The following is a 16834-nucleotide window of genomic DNA, read 5'->3' as shown; positions in this document are numbered from 1 at the left end:
TCCGGTTCCGCCTGCCCGGCGCCGGGTTCGAGAAGGGAACGGACATGACGGCATCCCGTACGACGCGCATCCTCATCCTCGGCGGCGGCTACGTCGGCCTGTACACGGCCTGGGGCCTCGAGAAGAGACGGGGGGAGGCGCCGATCGACGTCACCGTCGTCGAGCCGAACCCCTACATGACCTACCAGCCGCTGCTGCCCGAGGTCGCCGGCGGGCACGTCCAGCCGCGCCACGTCACGGTGCCGCTGGTCTCCGCGCTCAAGCGCACCCGCGTGATCCGCGGCGCGATCACCGGCGTGAGCCTCGCCGAGCGCAGCGCCACCGTCGCCGCGATGGACGGCTCCACCCGCACGATCGAGTTCGACCAGGTCGTCTTCGCGCTCGGAGCCGTCACCCGCACGTTCCCCACGCCGGGCCTCGCCGAGCACGGCATCGGCTTCAAGACGGTGGAGGAGGCGGCGCACCTGCGCGACCGCGTCATCGAGAACATCGCGAAGGCGGCGCTCACCACCGATCCCGCCGAGCGCCGGCGCCTGCTCACCTTCGTCTTCGTCGGCGGCGGCTACACCGGCGTCGAGGCGCTGAGCGAGCTGCTCGACCTCAGCCGCAAGACCCTCGCCGCACAGCCCTCCCTCTCGATGGGCGACGTGACCTGGCACCTCGTCGAGGCGCTGGACCGGGTCGCCCCCGAGGTCGGTCCCGAGCTCTCGAGGTGGACGCTCGACCACCTCCGCTCGCGCGGCGTGCACGTGCACCTGAAGACGACGATGCCCTCCTGCGAGGACGGCGTCGTGGAGCTCTCCTCGGGCGAGCGCATCCCGACGGCCACGATCGTGTGGACCGCCGGCGTGAAGCCGAACCCGATCCTCGACGCGACCGACGCGCCCCGCGGGCCGAAGGGCCACGTCATGGCGGATGCGCGCCTGCGGGTCATCCGCGAGGACGGCGAGCCGGTGGGCGGCGCCTGGGCGGCCGGCGACGGCGCGCAGGTGCCGGACCTCACCAGCGAGAAGCAGCCCGCGTACTACCCGCCGAACGCGCAGAACGCGGTTCGGCAGGCCAAGCTCCTGGCGCGCAACATCATCGCCGACCTCACCGGAGGCACCGTGGAGGAGTACCGCCACGCCTCCGTCGGGACCGTCGCCGAGTACGGCATCGGCAAGGGCGCGGGCCTGATCAAGGGCGTGAAGCTGCGCGGCCTCCCCGCCTGGCTCGCCCACCGCGCCTACCACGGAGCGGCGATGCCGACCCTGGACCGCAAGTGGCGGATCATCACGGGCTGGCTCGTCGACGCCGTCACTCCGCGCGACCTCTCGCCGATGAGCGCGCTGCAGGACCCGCGCCGCGCCTTCCGCGAGACGGCCGAGGCCACCGATCGCGAGGCCGCGGCGAAGGCCGCCGCGAAGAAGGAGTCGGACGCGTCCTGACGCGCCGGTGAGAGCGCGGGAGTCGCGGTGGTCGAGCGGGATCATCGCGACTCCCGCGCTCCCGAGTCGTGGGCCCCGCCTCGGAGCGCCTCGGCCTGACGGTCTCGGCTCAGGCCCGGCGGCGCGGCTTGAGGCGCACGGTCGGCAGCACGGGCGCGGGGAGCGCGCGTCCGCCGTACCCGTCGACGGTGCCGAACGGTCCCGCGGGATCCGCCCAGGCGATCACGTCGGACTGCCAGCGCTCGCGGGCGGCCGCCACGTCGTCGTGGCTGCGGCCGACGAAGTTCCACCACATCACCAGCTCCTCGGCGAACGGCTCGCCGCCGAGCAGCACCACGCGGGCTCCCGCGTCCCCGGCCGTCAGCACCAGGTGCGAGCGGCCGGGCGCCAGGTAGGCGAGGTCCGAGCGCGGGACGTCCGCACCCTCGACCGCCACGGGGCCGGCGTCGACGAGCACGCCGTACTCCCACGACTCCTCGACCGGCAGCTCGACCCGGGCACCCGGCTCGAGGTCGATCTGCGCCGCGACCAGCGGAGTGAAGGTGCTCGCGGGCACCGACGCGCCCAGCATCCCTCCGACGAAGACGCGCACCAGCGCGCCGGGCAGCTCCACGGGAACGCCGCGGTGGTGCTCGAAGAACGGATCGACGAGCCGTGCCTCCTCGGGCAGCGCGACCCAGAGCTGCACCCCGTGCAGGACGGGCGCGCCCCCGGTCGAGACCTCCGAGTGCGAGATGCCGCGTCCGGCCGTCATCAGGTTGAGCTCGCCCGGGCGCACCACGGCGAGGCTGCCGACGCTGTCGCGGTGCTCGATCTCGCCCTCGAAGAGCCAGCTCACGGTCTGCAGGCCGGTGTGCGGATGCGGCGGGACGTCCATCCCGGCCTCCTCGCCGAGCCGCACCGGGCCGTAGTGGTCGGCGAAGCACCATGCGCCGATCGTCGAGCGCGAGCGCTGGGGGAGGGTGCGGCGCACCTCGATCGCGCGCGGACCGCCGAGCGGGACGAGTCGCGCCTCCAGGATCTCGACCGCGCCGGACTCGCGAGGGACCGGCTCCGCGGCGACGGGGAGCTCGTCGGGATGCTCCTCCAGGTTGCTCATGCGGGAAGTGTATGCCTTCGCATGGACCGGTGGACGGGACCGCCGCCCGCACCCCTCCGGATCGCGTGCACGCCCAGGGCGAACAGGCCTGCTCACCGGGGGGAGCGCTGGTTACAGTCGACGTATCGGAGCCCACCCCTGCGGGTTCTGTAGGGAGTGACAGCATGTTCGAGAGATTCACCGATCGCGCGCGGCGCGTCGTCGTCCTGGCCCAGGAAGAGGCCAAGATGCTCAATCACAACTACATCGGCACGGAGCACATCCTGCTCGGCCTGATCCACGAGGGCGAGGGAGTGGCCGCCAAGGCGCTCGAGTCCCTCGGGATCTCGCTCGACGCTGTGCGCGAGCAGGTGCAGGACATCATCGGCCAGGGGCAGCAGCAGCCGACCGGCCACATCCCCTTCACGCCTCGGGCGAAGAAGGTCCTCGAGCTGTCCCTGCGCGAAGCGCTGCAGCTCGGCCACAACTACATCGGGACCGAGCACATCCTGCTCGGCCTCATCCGCGAGGGCGAGGGCGTCGCCGCTCAGGTGCTGGTCAAGCTCGGTGCCGACCTGAACCGCGTGCGCCAGCAGGTCATCCAGCTGCTCTCCGGCTACCAGGGCAAGGAGCAGGTCGCCGTGGGCGGTGAGCAGCAGCAGCCTCAGGGGGGATCGCAGATCCTCGACCAGTTCGGACGCAACCTCACCCAGGCGGCGCGCGACAACAAGCTCGACCCGGTCATCGGGCGCGAGAAGGAGATCGAGCGGGTCATGCAGATCCTCTCCCGCCGCTCCAAGAACAACCCCGTCCTGATCGGCGAGCCCGGCGTCGGCAAGACCGCCGTCGTCGAGGGCCTCGCCCAGGCGATCGTGCGCGGCGACGTGCCCGAGACGCTGAAGGACAAGCAGCTCTACACGCTCGACCTCGGCTCGCTCATCGCCGGATCCCGCTACCGCGGCGACTTCGAGGAGCGCCTGAAGAAGGTCACGAAGGAGATCCGCACCCGCGGCGACATCATCACCTTCATCGACGAGATCCACACCCTCGTCGGCGCAGGGGCCGCTGAGGGCGCGATCGACGCCGCCTCGATCCTCAAGCCGCTGCTCGCCCGCGGCGAGCTGCAGACCATCGGCGCGACCACGCTCGACGAGTACCGCAAGCACTTCGAGAAGGACGCCGCTCTCGAGCGCCGCTTCCAGCCGATCCAGGTCGCGGAGCCGTCGCTGCCCCACACGATCAACATCCTCAAGGGCCTGCGCGACCGCTACGAGGCGCACCACAAGGTGTCCATCACCGACGGCGCGATCGTCTCGGCGGCCAACCTGGCCGACCGCTACATCAGCGACCGCTTCCTCCCCGACAAGGCGATCGACCTTATCGACGAGGCAGGCGCACGCCTGCGCCTCTCGATCCTCTCGGCGCCGCCGGAGCTGCGCGACTTCGACGACCGCATCGCCGTGGTCCGCTCCGCCAAGGAGGCCGCGATCGAGGACCAGGACTTCGAGAAGGCCGCGTCGCTCCGCGACGAGGAGAAGCAGCTGCTCGGTGAGCGCCTGCGCCTCGAGAAGCAGTGGAAGTCGGGCGACGTCAAGGCCACCGGCGTGGTCGACGAGGGCCTGATCGCCGAGGTCCTCGCCCAGGCGACGGGCATCCCGGTCTTCAAGCTCACGGAGGAGGAGTCCTCGCGGCTCGTCTTCATGGAGAAGGCCCTGCACCAGCGCGTCATCGGCCAGGAGGAGGCCATCGCGGCACTCTCGCGGACGATCCGCCGCACCCGCGCGGGCCTCAAGGACCCCAAGCGCCCCTCGGGCTCGTTCATCTTCGCCGGCCCCACGGGCGTCGGGAAGACCGAGCTGGCCAAGGCGCTCGCCGAGTTCCTCTTCGACGACGAGAACGCGATGATCTCGCTCGACATGTCGGAGTACGGCGAGAAGCACACCGTCTCGCGGCTGTTCGGCGCCCCTCCCGGGTTCGTCGGCTTCGAGGAGGGCGGCCAGCTCACCGAGAAGGTGCGCCGCAAGCCGTTCAGCGTGGTCCTCTTCGACGAGATCGAGAAGGCGCACCCGGACATCTTCAACTCGCTCCTCCAGATCCTGGAGGAGGGTCGACTGACCGACGGCCAGGGCCGTGTCGTCGACTTCAAGAACACCGTCATCATCATGACCACCAACCTCGGTGCTCGTGACATCGCCGGTGGTCCCGTCGGGTTCCAGATCGAGGGCGACAACGCCACCGGCTACGACCGCATGCGCGGCAAGGTCAACGAGGAGCTCAAGAAGCACTTCAAGCCCGAGTTCCTCAACCGCGTGGACGACGTCATCGTCTTCCCGCAGCTGTCGAAGCCCGAGCTGCTCCAGATCGTCGACCTCTTCATCAAGCGCCTGGGCGACCGTCTGCTCGACCGCGACATGACGGTGGAGCTGACGCAGCCGGCCAAGGAGCGCCTGATCGAGGTCGGGTTCGACCCGGCCCTAGGTGCGCGCCCCCTGCGCCGGGCGATCCAGCGCGAGATCGAGGACCAGCTGTCCGAGCGGATCCTGCACGGCGAGCTCGGCGCCGGAGACCACATCCACGTGGACTTCGCCGACAACAGGTTCGTCTTCACCACGACCCCGCGTCTGATCTCGATCAGCGCCGGCGCGTCCACCGGAGCGGCCACGGCCGGCCCGGCGACGCCCGACCTGATGTCGTAGCTGGCTGCCGAACGACCCCGTGCCCGTCCCCTCTCGCGAGGGGGCGGGCACGTCGTCGTCCGGGGGGTGGGCGCCTGCTCGCAGGATCCCGCGCCCGGTGCGGCCTAGGCTTGTCGAATGGCCGATTGGAAGTACCCGGTGCGCCGCGCGCGCACGAGCGATGTCCCCTTCATCCAGGAGCTCAGCGAGCCGCTCGTGAACGAGCGCATCCTCCTGGGCAAGGACCGCGTGGTGCTCTACGGCGCCGTGCAGGAGTTCCGCATCGCCGAGGACGGCCACGGGACGGCGATCGGCTGCGGTGCGCTGCATGTGATGTGGGACGACATCGCGGAGGTGCGCACCCTCGCGGTCGCGCAGGACTGGCTCGGGAGGGGTGTGGGCCACCACATCCTGGAGCGCCTCGAGAACGACGCGCGCGAGCTCGGCCTGAAGCGCCTGTTCTGCCTCACCTTCGAGGTCGACTTCTTCACCCGTCACGGCTTCGAGCCGATCGGCGAGAAGGTCGTCGACCCCGAGGTCTACGCCGAGCTGCTCCGCTCTCCCGACGAGGGAGTCGCCGAGTTCCTCGACCTCGCCCGGGTGAAGCCGAACACGCTCGGCAACACCCGCATGCTGAAGACGCTCTGACCGCCGCCACGTCGTAGCCTGTCCCGGTGACTCCGCCGCCTCGCCGCCTGCCCTCCCGGGTCTACCGGCGACGCCGCGCCGGAGTGCTGCTCGCGCTGGTCGTCATCGTCGCGGGCCTGGCGGTGGTGCTGTCGCTGCTCCCGCGGATGACCGGCTCCGACGCCGCGTCGAGCCCCACGCCGACCGTCGTGCTGCCGACGCTCTACCCGACCACCTCGCCCGGTGCGACGCCCGGCGCCGCACCCGCCTGCACGGCCGACTCCGTCGCCGTCACCGCGGTCACGGACGCCACGAGCTACGCGCCCGGCGAGGATCCGCAGCTCTCGCTCTCGCTGGCCAACATCTCGAGCACCGACTGCGTGATCGACGCGGGCACGAGCAAGCAGGTCTTCACGATCACGAGCGGCTCCGAGCAGATCTGGACCTCGACCGACTGCCAGACCGGCGCGGCCGATCTGCCGGTGCTCCTCCAGGCGGGCCGCTCGGTGATGGGCAGCGCGCTGACGTGGGACCGCACCCGCTCCTCCGCCGACACCTGCTCCGGCGGACGCGAGGCGGTCGAGGCGGGCGGCGCCGCCTACAACCTGTCGGTGTCGGTCGCCGGCATCCCCTCGGGCTCGCCCACGCAGTTCCTGCTCCAGTAGTCCGCCCGGGGGACGTGCCGGGCGTGCGTCGGCGCGTAGCATCGCAGGCATGTGGGGGCTGCTCGGCACGATCCTGTCCGCCTCGACCGGCCGGGCGGGGGTGGTCGCGCGGCGCGCGGCGGCCGTGGCCCTCGCGGTCCCGCTGCTGGTCGGCGGAGCGGCGGCGCAGGCCGTGGCGGCTCCGCACCCTGTCGCGGCTCCGCAGCCCGTCGCGGCTGCGCAGCCCGTCGCGGGTGTCGTGCGCGCGGATGTGGACGGCTTCCGGTTCTCGGAGTACTCGGCCGACTTCCGTCTCGACCGCGACGAGGAGGGCCGCTCGACGCTGACCACTGTCGAGACCTTCGTCGCCGAGTTCCCGCCGTCGCAGAACCGCGGCATGCAGCGCGCGATCCCGCTCGATTACGAGGGGCACCCGACCGACGTCGACCTGGTGTCCGTCACCGACGGCGACGGGGAGGCGCGGCCGGTCGACACCGAGCGCGAGGACGGCTTCCTCCTGGTCACCAGCGCGGCGGACGAGTTCGTCAGCGGCAGCCAGACCTACGTCTTCACCTACACGCAGCACAACACGACCCTGCCTGGATCCGGCACGCGCAGCGGCGAGGACGAGTTCTACTGGGACGTCAACGGCACGGGCTGGCGCCAGTCCTTCGACCGCTACGACGTGCGCGTCGAGCTCGCCGGGTCGCTGGCCTCCGCCGCGACGGGGACCGTCAGCTGCTACCGGGGACCGGAGGGCTCGACGACCCCCTGTCCCATCGGCCGCGACGGCGCGGTCGTCACGGCATCGGGGGAGTCGCTGGCTCCGGGGGAGAACGTGACCGTGGCGATCGGCTTCGCTCCCGGGACCTTCACGCCGCGGGACGACCGCTACCTCGCCTCCGGCTGGTCCTGGGTGCAGCTGGGCGGCCTCGCCGCGGTCCTGATCGGCCTCGCGCTCGCCGTGCACCGCCGCCGGACCGTGCTCCGCGACGCTCCCGGCCGCCCGACCGTCGTCGCCGAGTACGACCCGCCCGCGGAGGGGCTGTTCCTCTCCGCCGCGCTGCTGCGGAAGACGTCGAAGGCCCCCGCGGCCGGACTCCTGGACGCCGCCGTCCGCGGTCTCGTGCGCATCGAGGAGACGGGGGAGGGGCGGAAGCAGGAGTACGCGGTGCGGGTGCTGGACCCCGCGACGACGCCGACGCGACGCGCGGGACGCCCGCGGCCCCTCGCCTCCGACGACCGCGAGTTCCTCGACATCGCCCTCGGCCGGGTGCCGGGGACGGTGCGTGAGCTCTCGGGCAAGGACAAGGAGTTCGGCAAGGCCGTCGGACAGTTCCAGACCGCGCTGGGCAACAGGGTGACCGAGGCGGGACTGAAGAAGGCCGGGACGATCGGCGGCAGCGTGCTCGTGATCGTCCCGCTGCTGCTGGGTGTCATGGCCGCTTTCCTGGGCGCGATCCTCCTGATGACCCGCTCCTTCGGCGGAGCGCTCCCGCTCGTGCTGATGCTCGTCGCGATCGTTGCGGCCGTCGTCGGGACGATCCTGGTCTCGAGGGTGCCGCTGACGGCCGCGGGCGCGGAGTTGTGCGACCATCTGCGCGGGCTCGAGCTGTACATCCGCCTGGCCGAGGCCGACCGGATCGCGATGCTGCAGTCACCACGCGGGGCGGACCGGCGCACGGTCGGACCGGTCGAGGTGGTCGAGGTGACGGAGCGCCTGCTGCCGTGGGCCGTGCTCTTCGGTCTCGAGAAGGAGTGGTCGGCGGAGCTCGCATCGGCCTACGAGCGCACCGGCGAGGAGCCGGTCTGGTACTCCGGACCGAACGGCTTCCACGCGGCGGCCTTCGCCGGCAGCGTGTCCTCGTTCTCGTCGTCGACGTCGAGCTACGTCGGATCCTCGTCGAGCTCCTCGAGCGGCGGCGCGGGCGGCGTCTAGGGGCAGGCTGCGACGGGCGGCCGCGGCGGATCGGACGCGTGCGGTGGTCGCGGGGAGCCGTCGGGAAGTGCCCACGGAGCCGGTGTTCGCCTCCGGTGTCGATGCTCGACGATGCGGTGGACGGGGGCACCCGCGGCTCCGAGCGGTGGACGGGTGCCTGTGCAGCGGGCCGGGGACGCGGCCGTCAGTGCGTGGGAACCCGCTCCGGACGGATGCGCTCGGGAACGGGGACGAGCGCGTGGGTGATCGCGCTCGAGAGGGTGAAGGCGCTGGAGTCGAGGTGCGAGGAGTGCCCGAGTCGTGTCGCTTCGGAGGCGCGCTGCTTCGCTCCTGAGGCGGGCCGGATGTCTCCCGAGAGGCTGATCTCGCCGAACGCGGCGATCCCGGGCCGCAGCGGCGTGTAGGCGTGGGCGGAGGCGATGGCGACCGCGATCGCCAGGTCCGCCGCCGGCTCCATGAGCTTCACGCCGCCGACGGTCGACACGTAGACGTCGCAGCGCCGCAGGGGGATGCCCGCCTGCCGCTCGAGGACCGCGAGGATCATCGCGACCCGGGACGCGTCGACTCCGTTCGTGACGCGGCGGGGGTGCTCGCCGTCGTTCGCGATCACGAGCGCCTGGATCTCGACGGGGAGCGCGCGGCGTCCCTCCATCGCGACCGTGACGCAGATGCCCGGGGTGGGGAAGCGGGTGCGGCTGAGGAACAGACCGCTCGGGTCGGGGATCTCGGCGATGCCCTCGGCGGTCATCTCGAAGCAGCCGACCTCGTCCGTCGGGCCGAAGCGGTTCTTGAGCGAGCGGACGAAGCGCAGCGCCGTCTGCCGGTCGCCCTCGAAGTGGCAGACCACGTCGACCAGGTGCTCGAGCAGGCGCGGCCCCGCGATGGAGCCGTCCTTCGTGACGTGTCCGACGAGCACGAGGGGGAGCGCCCGCTCCTTGCAGACGCGGATGAGGGTCGCGGCGACCTCGCGGACCTGGCTGGGACCGCCGGGCAGGCCGTCGACGGTGTCGCTCGCGACCGTCTGCACCGAGTCGACGATGAGCAGGTCCGGCCGGACCTCGTCGATCTGGCCGAGCACGGTGGCGAGGTCGGTCTCGGCCGCGAGGAAGAGGCTGTCGTGCATCGCGCCGGTGCGCTCGGCCCGCATGCGCACCTGCGCGGCCGACTCCTCCGCGCTGACGTAGAGGACCCGCTGGCCCTCGGCCGCGGCGCGGCTCGCGACCTCGAGCAGGAGGGTCGACTTGCCCACGCCGGGCTCTCCCGAGAGCAGCACGACCGCGCCGGAGACGATCCCGCCGCCGAGCACGCGGTCGAGCTCGCTTACGCCGGTGGGGCGGTGCGCCGCCGACGTGGTCTCGATCTCGGTGATGGGCCGCGCGATGCGGCCGGCGGCCGGAGCCACAGCGGCGACCGCGCGGACGAGGCCGGTGCGCTCGGTGCTCTCGATGACGGAGCCCCACTGCTGGCACTCGCCGCAGCGGCCCACCCACTTCGCGGTCGTCCATCCGCACTCCGAGCAGCGGTACGGGGCGGTGCGCGTCTTCGAGGAGGCCATGAGGTCCTTTCGGGGCGGAGGAGGGGGACGAGCGCGACGCTACGGGGGACCCCCGACACCGCCGCTCGTTCGAACGTGTCTTCGACAGTACCGTCGACCACCGACGCCGCGAGCGGGGCGCGCCAGGCCGGGGGAGAGGTCTCGTGGAAGCCGTCTGTGGAGGAGCGTCGTCGTGGAGGGGCGGAGGCGGAGGATCGCGCCTCGGAGAACGACTCCCGAGCGCCGCTCCGTCGGCGTCGGACGTCTGCGGGAGACTGTGGGACATGCCCTCGACAGTGCACGTCCTCAAGTCCGGCCGCCCGCTCGGAGTCAGCTGGTCCGGCCCCGAGGGCTCCGAGCGGGTCGTCGTCCTGGCGCATCCCGCTCCCGGCTCCTCGGACTTCGACCCCGACCCGGAGGCGACCGCGCGCCACGGGGTGCGCCTGCTCTCGTTCGACCGCCCGGGCTACGGCGCCTCCTCCCTCCTGACCGACCTCGACCCCGCCGGAGCGGGCGTCGGCGCCAGCCCCGAGCAGGCCGCCGCCGACATCGCCGAGTACCTCGCGACCGTCGGCATCGCCTCCGTCAGCGTCGCCGGCTGGTCGGCGGGAGGCCGCGTGGCCCTCGCGCTCGCCGCGAACTACCCCGGCCTCGTGGAGCGCGTCGCCGTGATCGGCACGCCCGCTCCCGACGACGCCGTGCCATGGGTCGGCGACGAGAACCGCGCCGAGCTCGCCCGCCTGGCCGACCTCCCGCTCGACGAGGCCGTCCGCTCGCTCACCCGCACGCTCGAGGGCGCCTTCGGCCCGACCCCCGCCCCGGACGCCCTGCTCGGGATGCTCGGCTCCGGCGACGCCGACACCGCGGTGCTCGAGACCCCCGGCGTCCGCGAGCGCCTCTCGCGCATGCTCGAGCGCGCCGTCGCCCAGGGCGCCCTCGGCATGGCCGCTGATCTCATCGGCTACGGCGTGCAGGAGTGGGGCTTCGCCGTCGAGTCCGCCGAGCCGCCCGCGCTCCTCCTCTACGGCGCCGAGGACGCGGTCGCCGGCCGCCGCCACGCCGAGTGGTACGCCGCACGGCTGCCCGACTCCCGCCTCGAGGTCGTGCCCGGCCGCGGCCACCTGCTCGCGATCCCGGAGTGGGACCGCGTGCTCGGCTTCCTCCTCCCCGCCTGACGGCGGCCCGTCCGCTCGATTGGCGCGACTTCCGGCCGTCGCGTACACTCGACCCCGGTACCGTGTCCGAGCGGCCGAAGGAGCATGTCTCGAAAACATGTGTGGGCTTGCGTCCACCGTGGGTTCAAATCCCACCGGTACCGCCAACGAGAAGGCCCCCCGCTTCCACGGAAGCAGGGGGCCTTCGTCGTTCCCGGCGTCGTGCGGCGGTCGCGACGTGCGGGTCAGCCGGTGTGGAGCAGCCAGGAGCGGCCGGCGCGCAGGGCCCGGTACAGGCGCCTGATCGCGTGGTCGGCCTCGGCCGAGCCGACGTCCGAGAAGGAGCCCGCCCCGCCCCAGAGCCCGAGCGCGTCGGCGGCCGCCGCCCGGACGTCTCGGCGGGTCGTCGCTCCGGCGAACAGCTCGTCGAGCCGGTCCGCGACGCGGGCCCGCGCGCCGTCCTGCTGCGACCGTGCGACGTCGCGCACCTCGGCGACGGCCGCCGTGATCTCGGCGAGCACAGCGGGGATCGTGCGGTCCATCCTCCTGAGCCTAGGAGCGGGAGCGCGAGCGCTGCGAGGCGGCGTGGGTCAGGAGCGTCGCCACGACTCCGACGAGCACGCCCAGCGCGGTCTCGAGCGCCCGGTCGCGCAGCAGCACGAGCTCGTCGACGGGATGCGCGAGCTCGACCATGAGGATCGCGAGCGGAGTGACGAAGGCGAGGGTCAGGCCGTAGTTGCGGCCGACGACGAGCTCGGCGGTCATCTGGAGGAGCACCACCACCACGATCACGGCGAGCGGGGAGAGCGGCAGGGCCAGGAGCGCGGCCGCGATCAGCACTCCGACGATCGTGCCGAGCATCCGGTGGCCCGCGCGCACGAGCCGGGCGCCCGCGTCCGCTCCCGAGACGGCTGCGACGGCGGAGACCATCGCCCAGTAGGGGTGGCCCAGGCCCGTCGCGGTCGGGACGGTGCCTGCCACCAGGACGACGGCCCCGAAGCGGAGCAGGGCGGCGCGCGTCGCCGGACGGGCCGCCGCCGCGCGGAACGAGGTGCGCCACGGCGTCGGGGCGAGGCGGCGTGCGCGGGGGAGCGCGAGACCGCTCAGGCCGACGACGAGCGAGAAGGCGGCGGAGCCCGCGGCGAGAGCGACGGCGAGCGGGATCCGCGAGGGCTCGGACGGGACGGACGCGCACGCCGTGACGGCGAACACCGGGAACAGCGGGCCGGGCGGATGCCAGTGCAGGGCGTCGCTGAGATAGGCGGCCGCGACGGTCACGGCGACCACGACGGGGATGATCAGCCAGTCGCGGTGAGGAGAGAGGGAGACGACGGTGCCGAGGGTCACGGTGGTGACGAGGAACGCGGCTGCCGACAGCTGCATCAGCAGGCGCGGCCGGTGCGTGTGCTGGCGTCCGTAGAGGGCCGTGAAGGCGCCGAAGGTTGCATAGAGGGCGAGATCGGTGCGGCCGAGCGCCCAGAGGACGAGCAGCGGGACGGCGATCGAGACGCCGGCGCGCAGGGCGACGCGATGGGCGCCGGCGTGCGGGCCGAAGGCGAGGAGCTCGCGTGGGTGGGGCAGAACGGGGGTGGCGGCCATCGGGTCCTCTGATCGGGGTCCGAGCGGCGGCGGCCGGAGAAGTGTTTCACGGATGAAGCAGATATACTTTACGTGTGAATCAGTCTGAAAGCCAGCCGGGCGACGCGGTCGACGAGATCAGGGCGGGCTGGGCGGTGCTGCGGCCCGAGCTCGACACCTCCGCCGTCGACGTCGTCGGGCGGGTGATCCGCGCCTCCGCGCTGATCGTGCGGGCGACGGAGGAGCTGCTCGCCGCCCACGGGCTGACCCGCGGCGAGTTCGACGTGCTCTCCACGCTGCGTCGCGCCGGCGCTCCGCAGTCGCCGACGACCCTCCGGACGATCGCCCTCGCCTCCGCTCCCGCGATCACCAAGCGCGTGCACTCGCTGGAGCGGCGGGGCCTGGTGCGGCGCGCCGCGAACCCGGCGGACGGGCGCGGCTCGCTCATCACGCTGACTCGCGAGGGGGAGGAGCTGGTCGACCGGGCCTTCCCCGAGGTGCTCGACGCCGAGCGGGCGCTGCTCTCGGGGGTGCCCGCCGATCTGCGGGCGGAGGCGTCGCGCTCGCTCCGCGCGGTGCTCGCGAGCGTCGAGGCGGCCGCGAGCCGGTGACCCGCGTGGGGACTGCGAGGCTGCGGGCGCTCGCTACCGTGGTCCCATGCGCCTGACCTCGAGCTTCACCGTGCCGACGCGGCCGCCGGTGCTGCAGCTGGTCAAGACGGCGGCGGCCACGGTCGTCACCTGGCTCCTCGCCGGCGTCGTCTTCCCGGGGACGCTGCCCGTCTTCGGCGCGATCGCCGCGCTCCTCGTCGTCGCGCCGAGCATCAACCAGTCGTTCTCCAAGGCCCTCGAGCGCTCGGTCGGCGTCATCATCGGCGTGATCGTCGGATCAGTGATCGGCACGGTGCTCGGCGGCGAGAGCATCATCGTTCTCCTCGCGATCGTGGCCGCGATCGCCGTCGGGTGGGCCGTGCGCCTGACCCCCGCCTCCGCGGTGCAGATCCCGATCAGCGCGATGCTCGTGCTCTCGGTGGGCGCGGTCACGCCGAACTACGCGCTCGACCGCATCCTCGAGACCCTCCTCGGCGCGGCGGTGGGAGTCGTCATCAACGTGCTCATCGTCCCTCCGGTCGTGCTGGCGCCGGCCGAGCGGGCGATCGGAGACCTCACCGCTCAGCTCGCCGCCGCCCTCGACGACCTCGGCGACGCCCTCCAGGCCCCCGTCCCGCGACGCCGGCTCGACGAGCTGCTCATCAACGCCCGGCTGCTGCAGACCATGCAGAGCAAGGCGGAGGAGGCGATCGCGACCGGCGAGGAGTCCCTCCGCCTCAACCCGCGCCGCTCCGCCCACCGCGACCGGCTACTGGCCCTCGACTCCGTCGTCCCGCGGCTGGGGCGCATCGTGACCCGGGTCCGCGGCATGACGCGGACCGTGCACGACCTCTACGACGACGAGCTCGTCGGGGAGCCGACGATCGCCGACATCGCCGTCCAGCTGCACCGGGCCGCCCACGATCTGCGGCTCCTCGTGCAGTCCTCGGTCGACGTTCCCGAGCCGGAGGCGATCACCGACGAGCTGCCCGCTCTCACCGCGCCGCTCGTGATCGCGACTCCGCACCCGCAGCACTGGATCCTGCTGGGGGCGCTCGCCGAGGACCTGCGGCGCATCCGCGAGGAGATCGTCGGCGCGGAGTCCTGACGGGCGGGCGCCGAGTGACGTCGGCGGGAGGTCTGCTCTCGCGAGCGCTCGGCGTCTCACGCCGCGCGACCTGCGGCTCGTGGTGGCCTGCGGTGGTCAGCCGTCCTGCTCGCCGTCCTCCCTCGATCCGCCGCCCTCGACGAGCTCGCCGTCGCCCGGGTCGGGAGCGACCTGGTGCAGTGCCTCGGGATCGCTCGCCTCGGCGTGGAGGGTCTTGCCCTCGGCGATGAGGGAGTCGTCGTCCACGAGGATCCCGGCCAGCTCGGTGATGCGTCCCCGGAGAGCGCCGATCGGGTCCTCGGTGGGCGCGTCCTCCTCGGAGTGGTCGACCTCCGAGTCGGGGTAGCGACGGAGGGCGGCCTCGTCCCGGTCGGGCTGCGGCGCCCGCGCGTGCTCGACGCAGAGGCGGGCGACCTCCTCCGCGTGCGCGTGCATCACGGAGTGGGAGGCGTCGGGGATCTCCCAGGCCCGCGCATGTGGCATCGACCGGGCGATCTCCTCCGCCCACTCGCGCGGAACGAGCCGGTCGAACTCGCCGCGGATGACGAGGGCGGACGCGCGGATCCGGGGGACGGTCTCCTCGATCCGGTAGTGCATCATCTCGGGCAGCACGCGGGAGAACCAGCGCGGTCCGCAGAGGAGGTAGGCGCCCGCGGCGAGGATCGCGACCTTGAGGGGCTCGCGGACGCTCGACTGGGCGAAGCGGAGCGCGGCGGTCGGGAGGCGGCGCTCGTGCCGGTTCATCACGGGTCCGAGCAGGACGATGGTGGTCAGCTCCGGACGGCGGGCGGCGAGCTCGGCCACCACCTGCGTCCCCATCGAGTGGCCGAGGACGACGGGATCGTCGAGGCCGAGCTCGTCGATGACGGCGCCGACTAGCTCGGCGTAGTCCCCGATGTCCATGCGCCGCGCGTCGATCGGGTGCGGCACGCCGCCGAAGCCCGGCAGGTCGAGAGCGTGAACCGGGCCGAACTCGTTGAGCGCGGGCGCGAGGCGCTCGAAGTAGGTGGCCGCGACTCCGATCCCCGGCACGAGGACGAACGTGCGCTCGCCGTCGCGCCCCACTGTGCTCACCCGCGCCCAGACGTCGCGGTGGTGCACGCGCTGGACCGAGACGTCGGTGCTGCGGGTGCGGCGGTGCGGATCCCGCCCCCGGGAGCGCGTGGTCGCGAAGACGTCGCGGACTCCGCGCCGGAGGGTCGTGGCGAGGGTGGGGAGGAGGTCGCTCGGGCGGAGCACGGGGCCTCCTTCGATCGGGGGAGTCGGTCGCTGCGAGCCTAGGCGCTCGCCGCCGGGCTCAGATCAGCATGTCGTCCGACCTGTGGAGGATCAGACGGGCCGGCCCGGTGTGGAGGACGCCGTTGGTCAGGGGGGCGGTCCGGACGCCGCCGCGCCTCCGCATCGCCCGGAACGCCCCGGGGGCGAGCACGACGTCCATCCAGGCGCAGGGGTTCGCTGGTCGTCCGCCCTGGAACTCGATCTGCTCCCCGCCCTGCTCGATCGCGAACGTGCGGCCGGCGAGCGCATCGACGTCGGCGCCGCGGACGATGATGTTGCGGCGGGTGTCGGCGGGGTCGAAGGGCCCTGCGCCGAGCTCGGCGGCGATGTGCTCGAGGGTCTCGACCGCGAAGAGCGTGATCGCCGCGGGGCGGTGCGCGCGCTGGGCGAAGAAGCGATCGCCGACGATGCCGAGGCCTGCGCGGATCTCGATCCGCTCGGGCTGCTCGTTGCCCTCGGACGGCATCGGGCCATCGGCGGGGCGGCCCTCGTAGCGGTGCAGCGGAGAGACGACGAAGCCCACGAGCTCGATCGCGGCGGCCTCCATGAGCCCACGGTACGCCGTGAGGGGGAGCAGCGGCGTCCGCCGGTCGGAGGCTCTGCGAGGCGCTCCGGGACACCGCGACGGAGCCTGGGTCCTCGTGGCTGCGGCGGCGTCCCGAGAGGGAGCCGTCTGCGCCGCCGCCGCCGATTCGCGGAGGGGGCTCCCGGCATGTATAGTCGTACCTCGTTGCGTGCGCCTCTGGCCCACGCGATGGACTGCGCCCGTAGCTCAACGGATAGAGCATCTGACTACGGATCAGAAGGTTGGGGGTTCGAATCCCTCCGGGCGCACTCTGGTTGAGACAGAGCAGAACGGCCCGCCTCGGCGGGCCGTTCTCGTTTTAACGGTCGCTCGTTCCGGTGGCCGTCGGCGTCGGTCTCCCGGAGAGCGCGGGGCGGCGGAACGGCCGGTCCTCCGCCTCGCAGGACGCCTCTTCGCGCCGTCGATGGCGCCGACCGTCTTCCGCCCGCATCCGCGATCAGTCCTCGCCCGCGCTCGCGGTCACTCCGCGCAGGCTCCGCGATCACCCGTCGCGAGCACGCCGCTCGGCTCTTCTCGCGCGCCGTTTCCTCCTCCACAGCGCCCATCTCGCGCCGTTCTCCACGGATGCAGCCGTCCCGGCCGCGGTGACGTCGAACCGAGCAATACTCTCCTTCCG

At 72.8% G+C, this 16834-nt stretch carries 14 protein-coding genes and 2 tRNA genes; 10 read left to right on the top strand and 6 right to left on the bottom strand.

Annotated features, from left to right (window positions below; translation table 11 throughout):
• The first annotated feature begins 44 nt into the window (after positions 1 to 44).
• On the top strand, positions 45 to 1427 hold the full coding sequence (locus C5B92_RS09440; RefSeq protein WP_104255540.1) for an NAD(P)/FAD-dependent oxidoreductase: 1383 nt from the start codon (positions 45 to 47) through the stop codon (positions 1425 to 1427).
• Between the two features lie 109 nt (positions 1428 to 1536).
• Here C5B92_RS09440 and C5B92_RS09435 read toward each other — a convergent pair whose 3' ends face one another.
• Positions 1537 to 2526: a pirin family protein gene (locus tag C5B92_RS09435; RefSeq protein WP_104350333.1), complete on the bottom strand. Its 990-nt coding sequence runs from the start codon at positions 2524 to 2526 to the stop codon at positions 1537 to 1539.
• Positions 2527 to 2690: 164 nt separating this feature from the next.
• Between C5B92_RS09435 and C5B92_RS09430 the strand changes: the two genes are divergently transcribed.
• The 4 genes from C5B92_RS09430 (at position 2691) to C5B92_RS09415 (ending at position 8390) form a co-directional block, all read left to right on the top strand.
• Positions 2691 to 5201 carry an ATP-dependent Clp protease ATP-binding subunit gene (locus tag C5B92_RS09430; RefSeq protein ID WP_104234294.1) on the top strand — a complete coding sequence of 837 codons (2511 nt, stop codon included), beginning with the start codon at positions 2691 to 2693 and terminating at the stop codon, positions 5199 to 5201.
• 117 nt (positions 5202 to 5318) lie between these two features.
• A complete protein-coding gene (locus tag C5B92_RS09425; RefSeq protein WP_104234293.1) occupies positions 5319 to 5828 on the top strand; it encodes an amino-acid N-acetyltransferase in 510 nt (169 codons plus the stop codon).
• Between the two features lie 26 nt (positions 5829 to 5854).
• On the top strand, positions 5855 to 6472 hold the full coding sequence (locus C5B92_RS09420) for a hypothetical protein (protein WP_104226002.1): 618 nt from the start codon (positions 5855 to 5857) through the stop codon (positions 6470 to 6472).
• Between the two features lie 49 nt (positions 6473 to 6521).
• A complete protein-coding gene (locus C5B92_RS09415) occupies positions 6522 to 8390 on the top strand; it encodes a DUF2207 domain-containing protein (RefSeq protein WP_104350332.1) in 1869 nt (622 codons plus the stop codon).
• 184 nt (positions 8391 to 8574) lie between these two features.
• Here C5B92_RS09415 and radA read toward each other — a convergent pair whose 3' ends face one another.
• Positions 8575 to 9945, bottom strand: a complete 1371-nt coding sequence (radA, locus tag C5B92_RS09410) for a DNA repair protein RadA (RefSeq protein WP_104350331.1) — start codon at positions 9943 to 9945, stop codon at positions 8575 to 8577.
• Positions 9946 to 10208: 263 nt separating this feature from the next.
• Between radA and C5B92_RS09405 the strand changes: the two genes are divergently transcribed.
• Together C5B92_RS09405 and C5B92_RS09400 are read left to right on the top strand one after the other, a co-directional pair.
• Positions 10209 to 11099: an alpha/beta fold hydrolase gene (locus tag C5B92_RS09405; protein WP_104350330.1), complete on the top strand. Its 891-nt coding sequence runs from the start codon at positions 10209 to 10211 to the stop codon at positions 11097 to 11099.
• Positions 11100 to 11155: 56 nt separating this feature from the next.
• Positions 11156 to 11245: transfer RNA gene (locus C5B92_RS09400), tRNA-Ser, on the top strand.
• A 78-nt stretch (positions 11246 to 11323) separates the two neighbouring features.
• On the opposite strand, the gene C5B92_RS09395 is transcribed toward C5B92_RS09400, so the two are convergent.
• Together C5B92_RS09395 and C5B92_RS09390 are read right to left on the bottom strand one after the other, a co-directional pair.
• Positions 11324 to 11620 carry a hypothetical protein gene (locus tag C5B92_RS09395; protein ID WP_104262352.1) on the bottom strand — a complete coding sequence of 99 codons (297 nt, stop codon included), beginning with the start codon at positions 11618 to 11620 and terminating at the stop codon, positions 11324 to 11326.
• 10 nt (positions 11621 to 11630) lie between these two features.
• Positions 11631 to 12677 (bottom strand): FUSC family protein, encoded by a 1047-nt coding sequence (locus tag C5B92_RS09390; protein ID WP_104225998.1) that lies wholly within the window; start codon positions 12675 to 12677, stop codon positions 11631 to 11633.
• Between the two features lie 74 nt (positions 12678 to 12751).
• Here C5B92_RS09390 and C5B92_RS09385 point away from each other — a divergent pair, with 74 nt between their 5' ends.
• A complete protein-coding gene (locus C5B92_RS09385) occupies positions 12752 to 13267 on the top strand; it encodes a MarR family winged helix-turn-helix transcriptional regulator (protein ID WP_104337356.1) in 516 nt (171 codons plus the stop codon).
• 46 nt (positions 13268 to 13313) lie between these two features.
• Positions 13314 to 14354 carry an aromatic acid exporter family protein gene (locus C5B92_RS09380; RefSeq protein ID WP_104225996.1) on the top strand — a complete coding sequence of 347 codons (1041 nt, stop codon included), beginning with the start codon at positions 13314 to 13316 and terminating at the stop codon, positions 14352 to 14354.
• Positions 14355 to 14450: 96 nt separating this feature from the next.
• Here the strand turns inward: C5B92_RS09380 and C5B92_RS09375 are convergent, their stop codons facing one another.
• Both C5B92_RS09375 and C5B92_RS09370 read right to left on the bottom strand, forming a co-directional pair.
• Entirely contained in the window at positions 14451 to 15593 is a 1143-nt protein-coding gene (locus C5B92_RS09375) for an alpha/beta fold hydrolase (RefSeq protein WP_104239287.1), read from the bottom strand.
• A gap of 58 nt (positions 15594 to 15651) precedes the next feature.
• Positions 15652 to 16179, bottom strand: coding sequence for an MOSC domain-containing protein (locus C5B92_RS09370; protein WP_104350329.1), 528 nt, complete (start codon positions 16177 to 16179; stop codon positions 15652 to 15654).
• A 214-nt stretch (positions 16180 to 16393) separates the two neighbouring features.
• On the opposite strand from C5B92_RS09370, the gene C5B92_RS09365 reads away from it, so the two are divergent.
• Positions 16394 to 16466 (top strand) — tRNA-Arg (locus C5B92_RS09365).
• The last annotated feature ends 368 nt before the right edge of the window (positions 16467 to 16834 follow it).

This window comes from Rathayibacter sp. AY1A4 (assembly GCF_002930955.1).
GTDB lineage: Bacteria > Actinomycetota > Actinomycetes > Actinomycetales > Microbacteriaceae > Rathayibacter.
The sequence above is the reverse complement of the archived record's forward strand: the minus strand, read 5'-3'. Positions and strand labels throughout refer to the sequence as shown.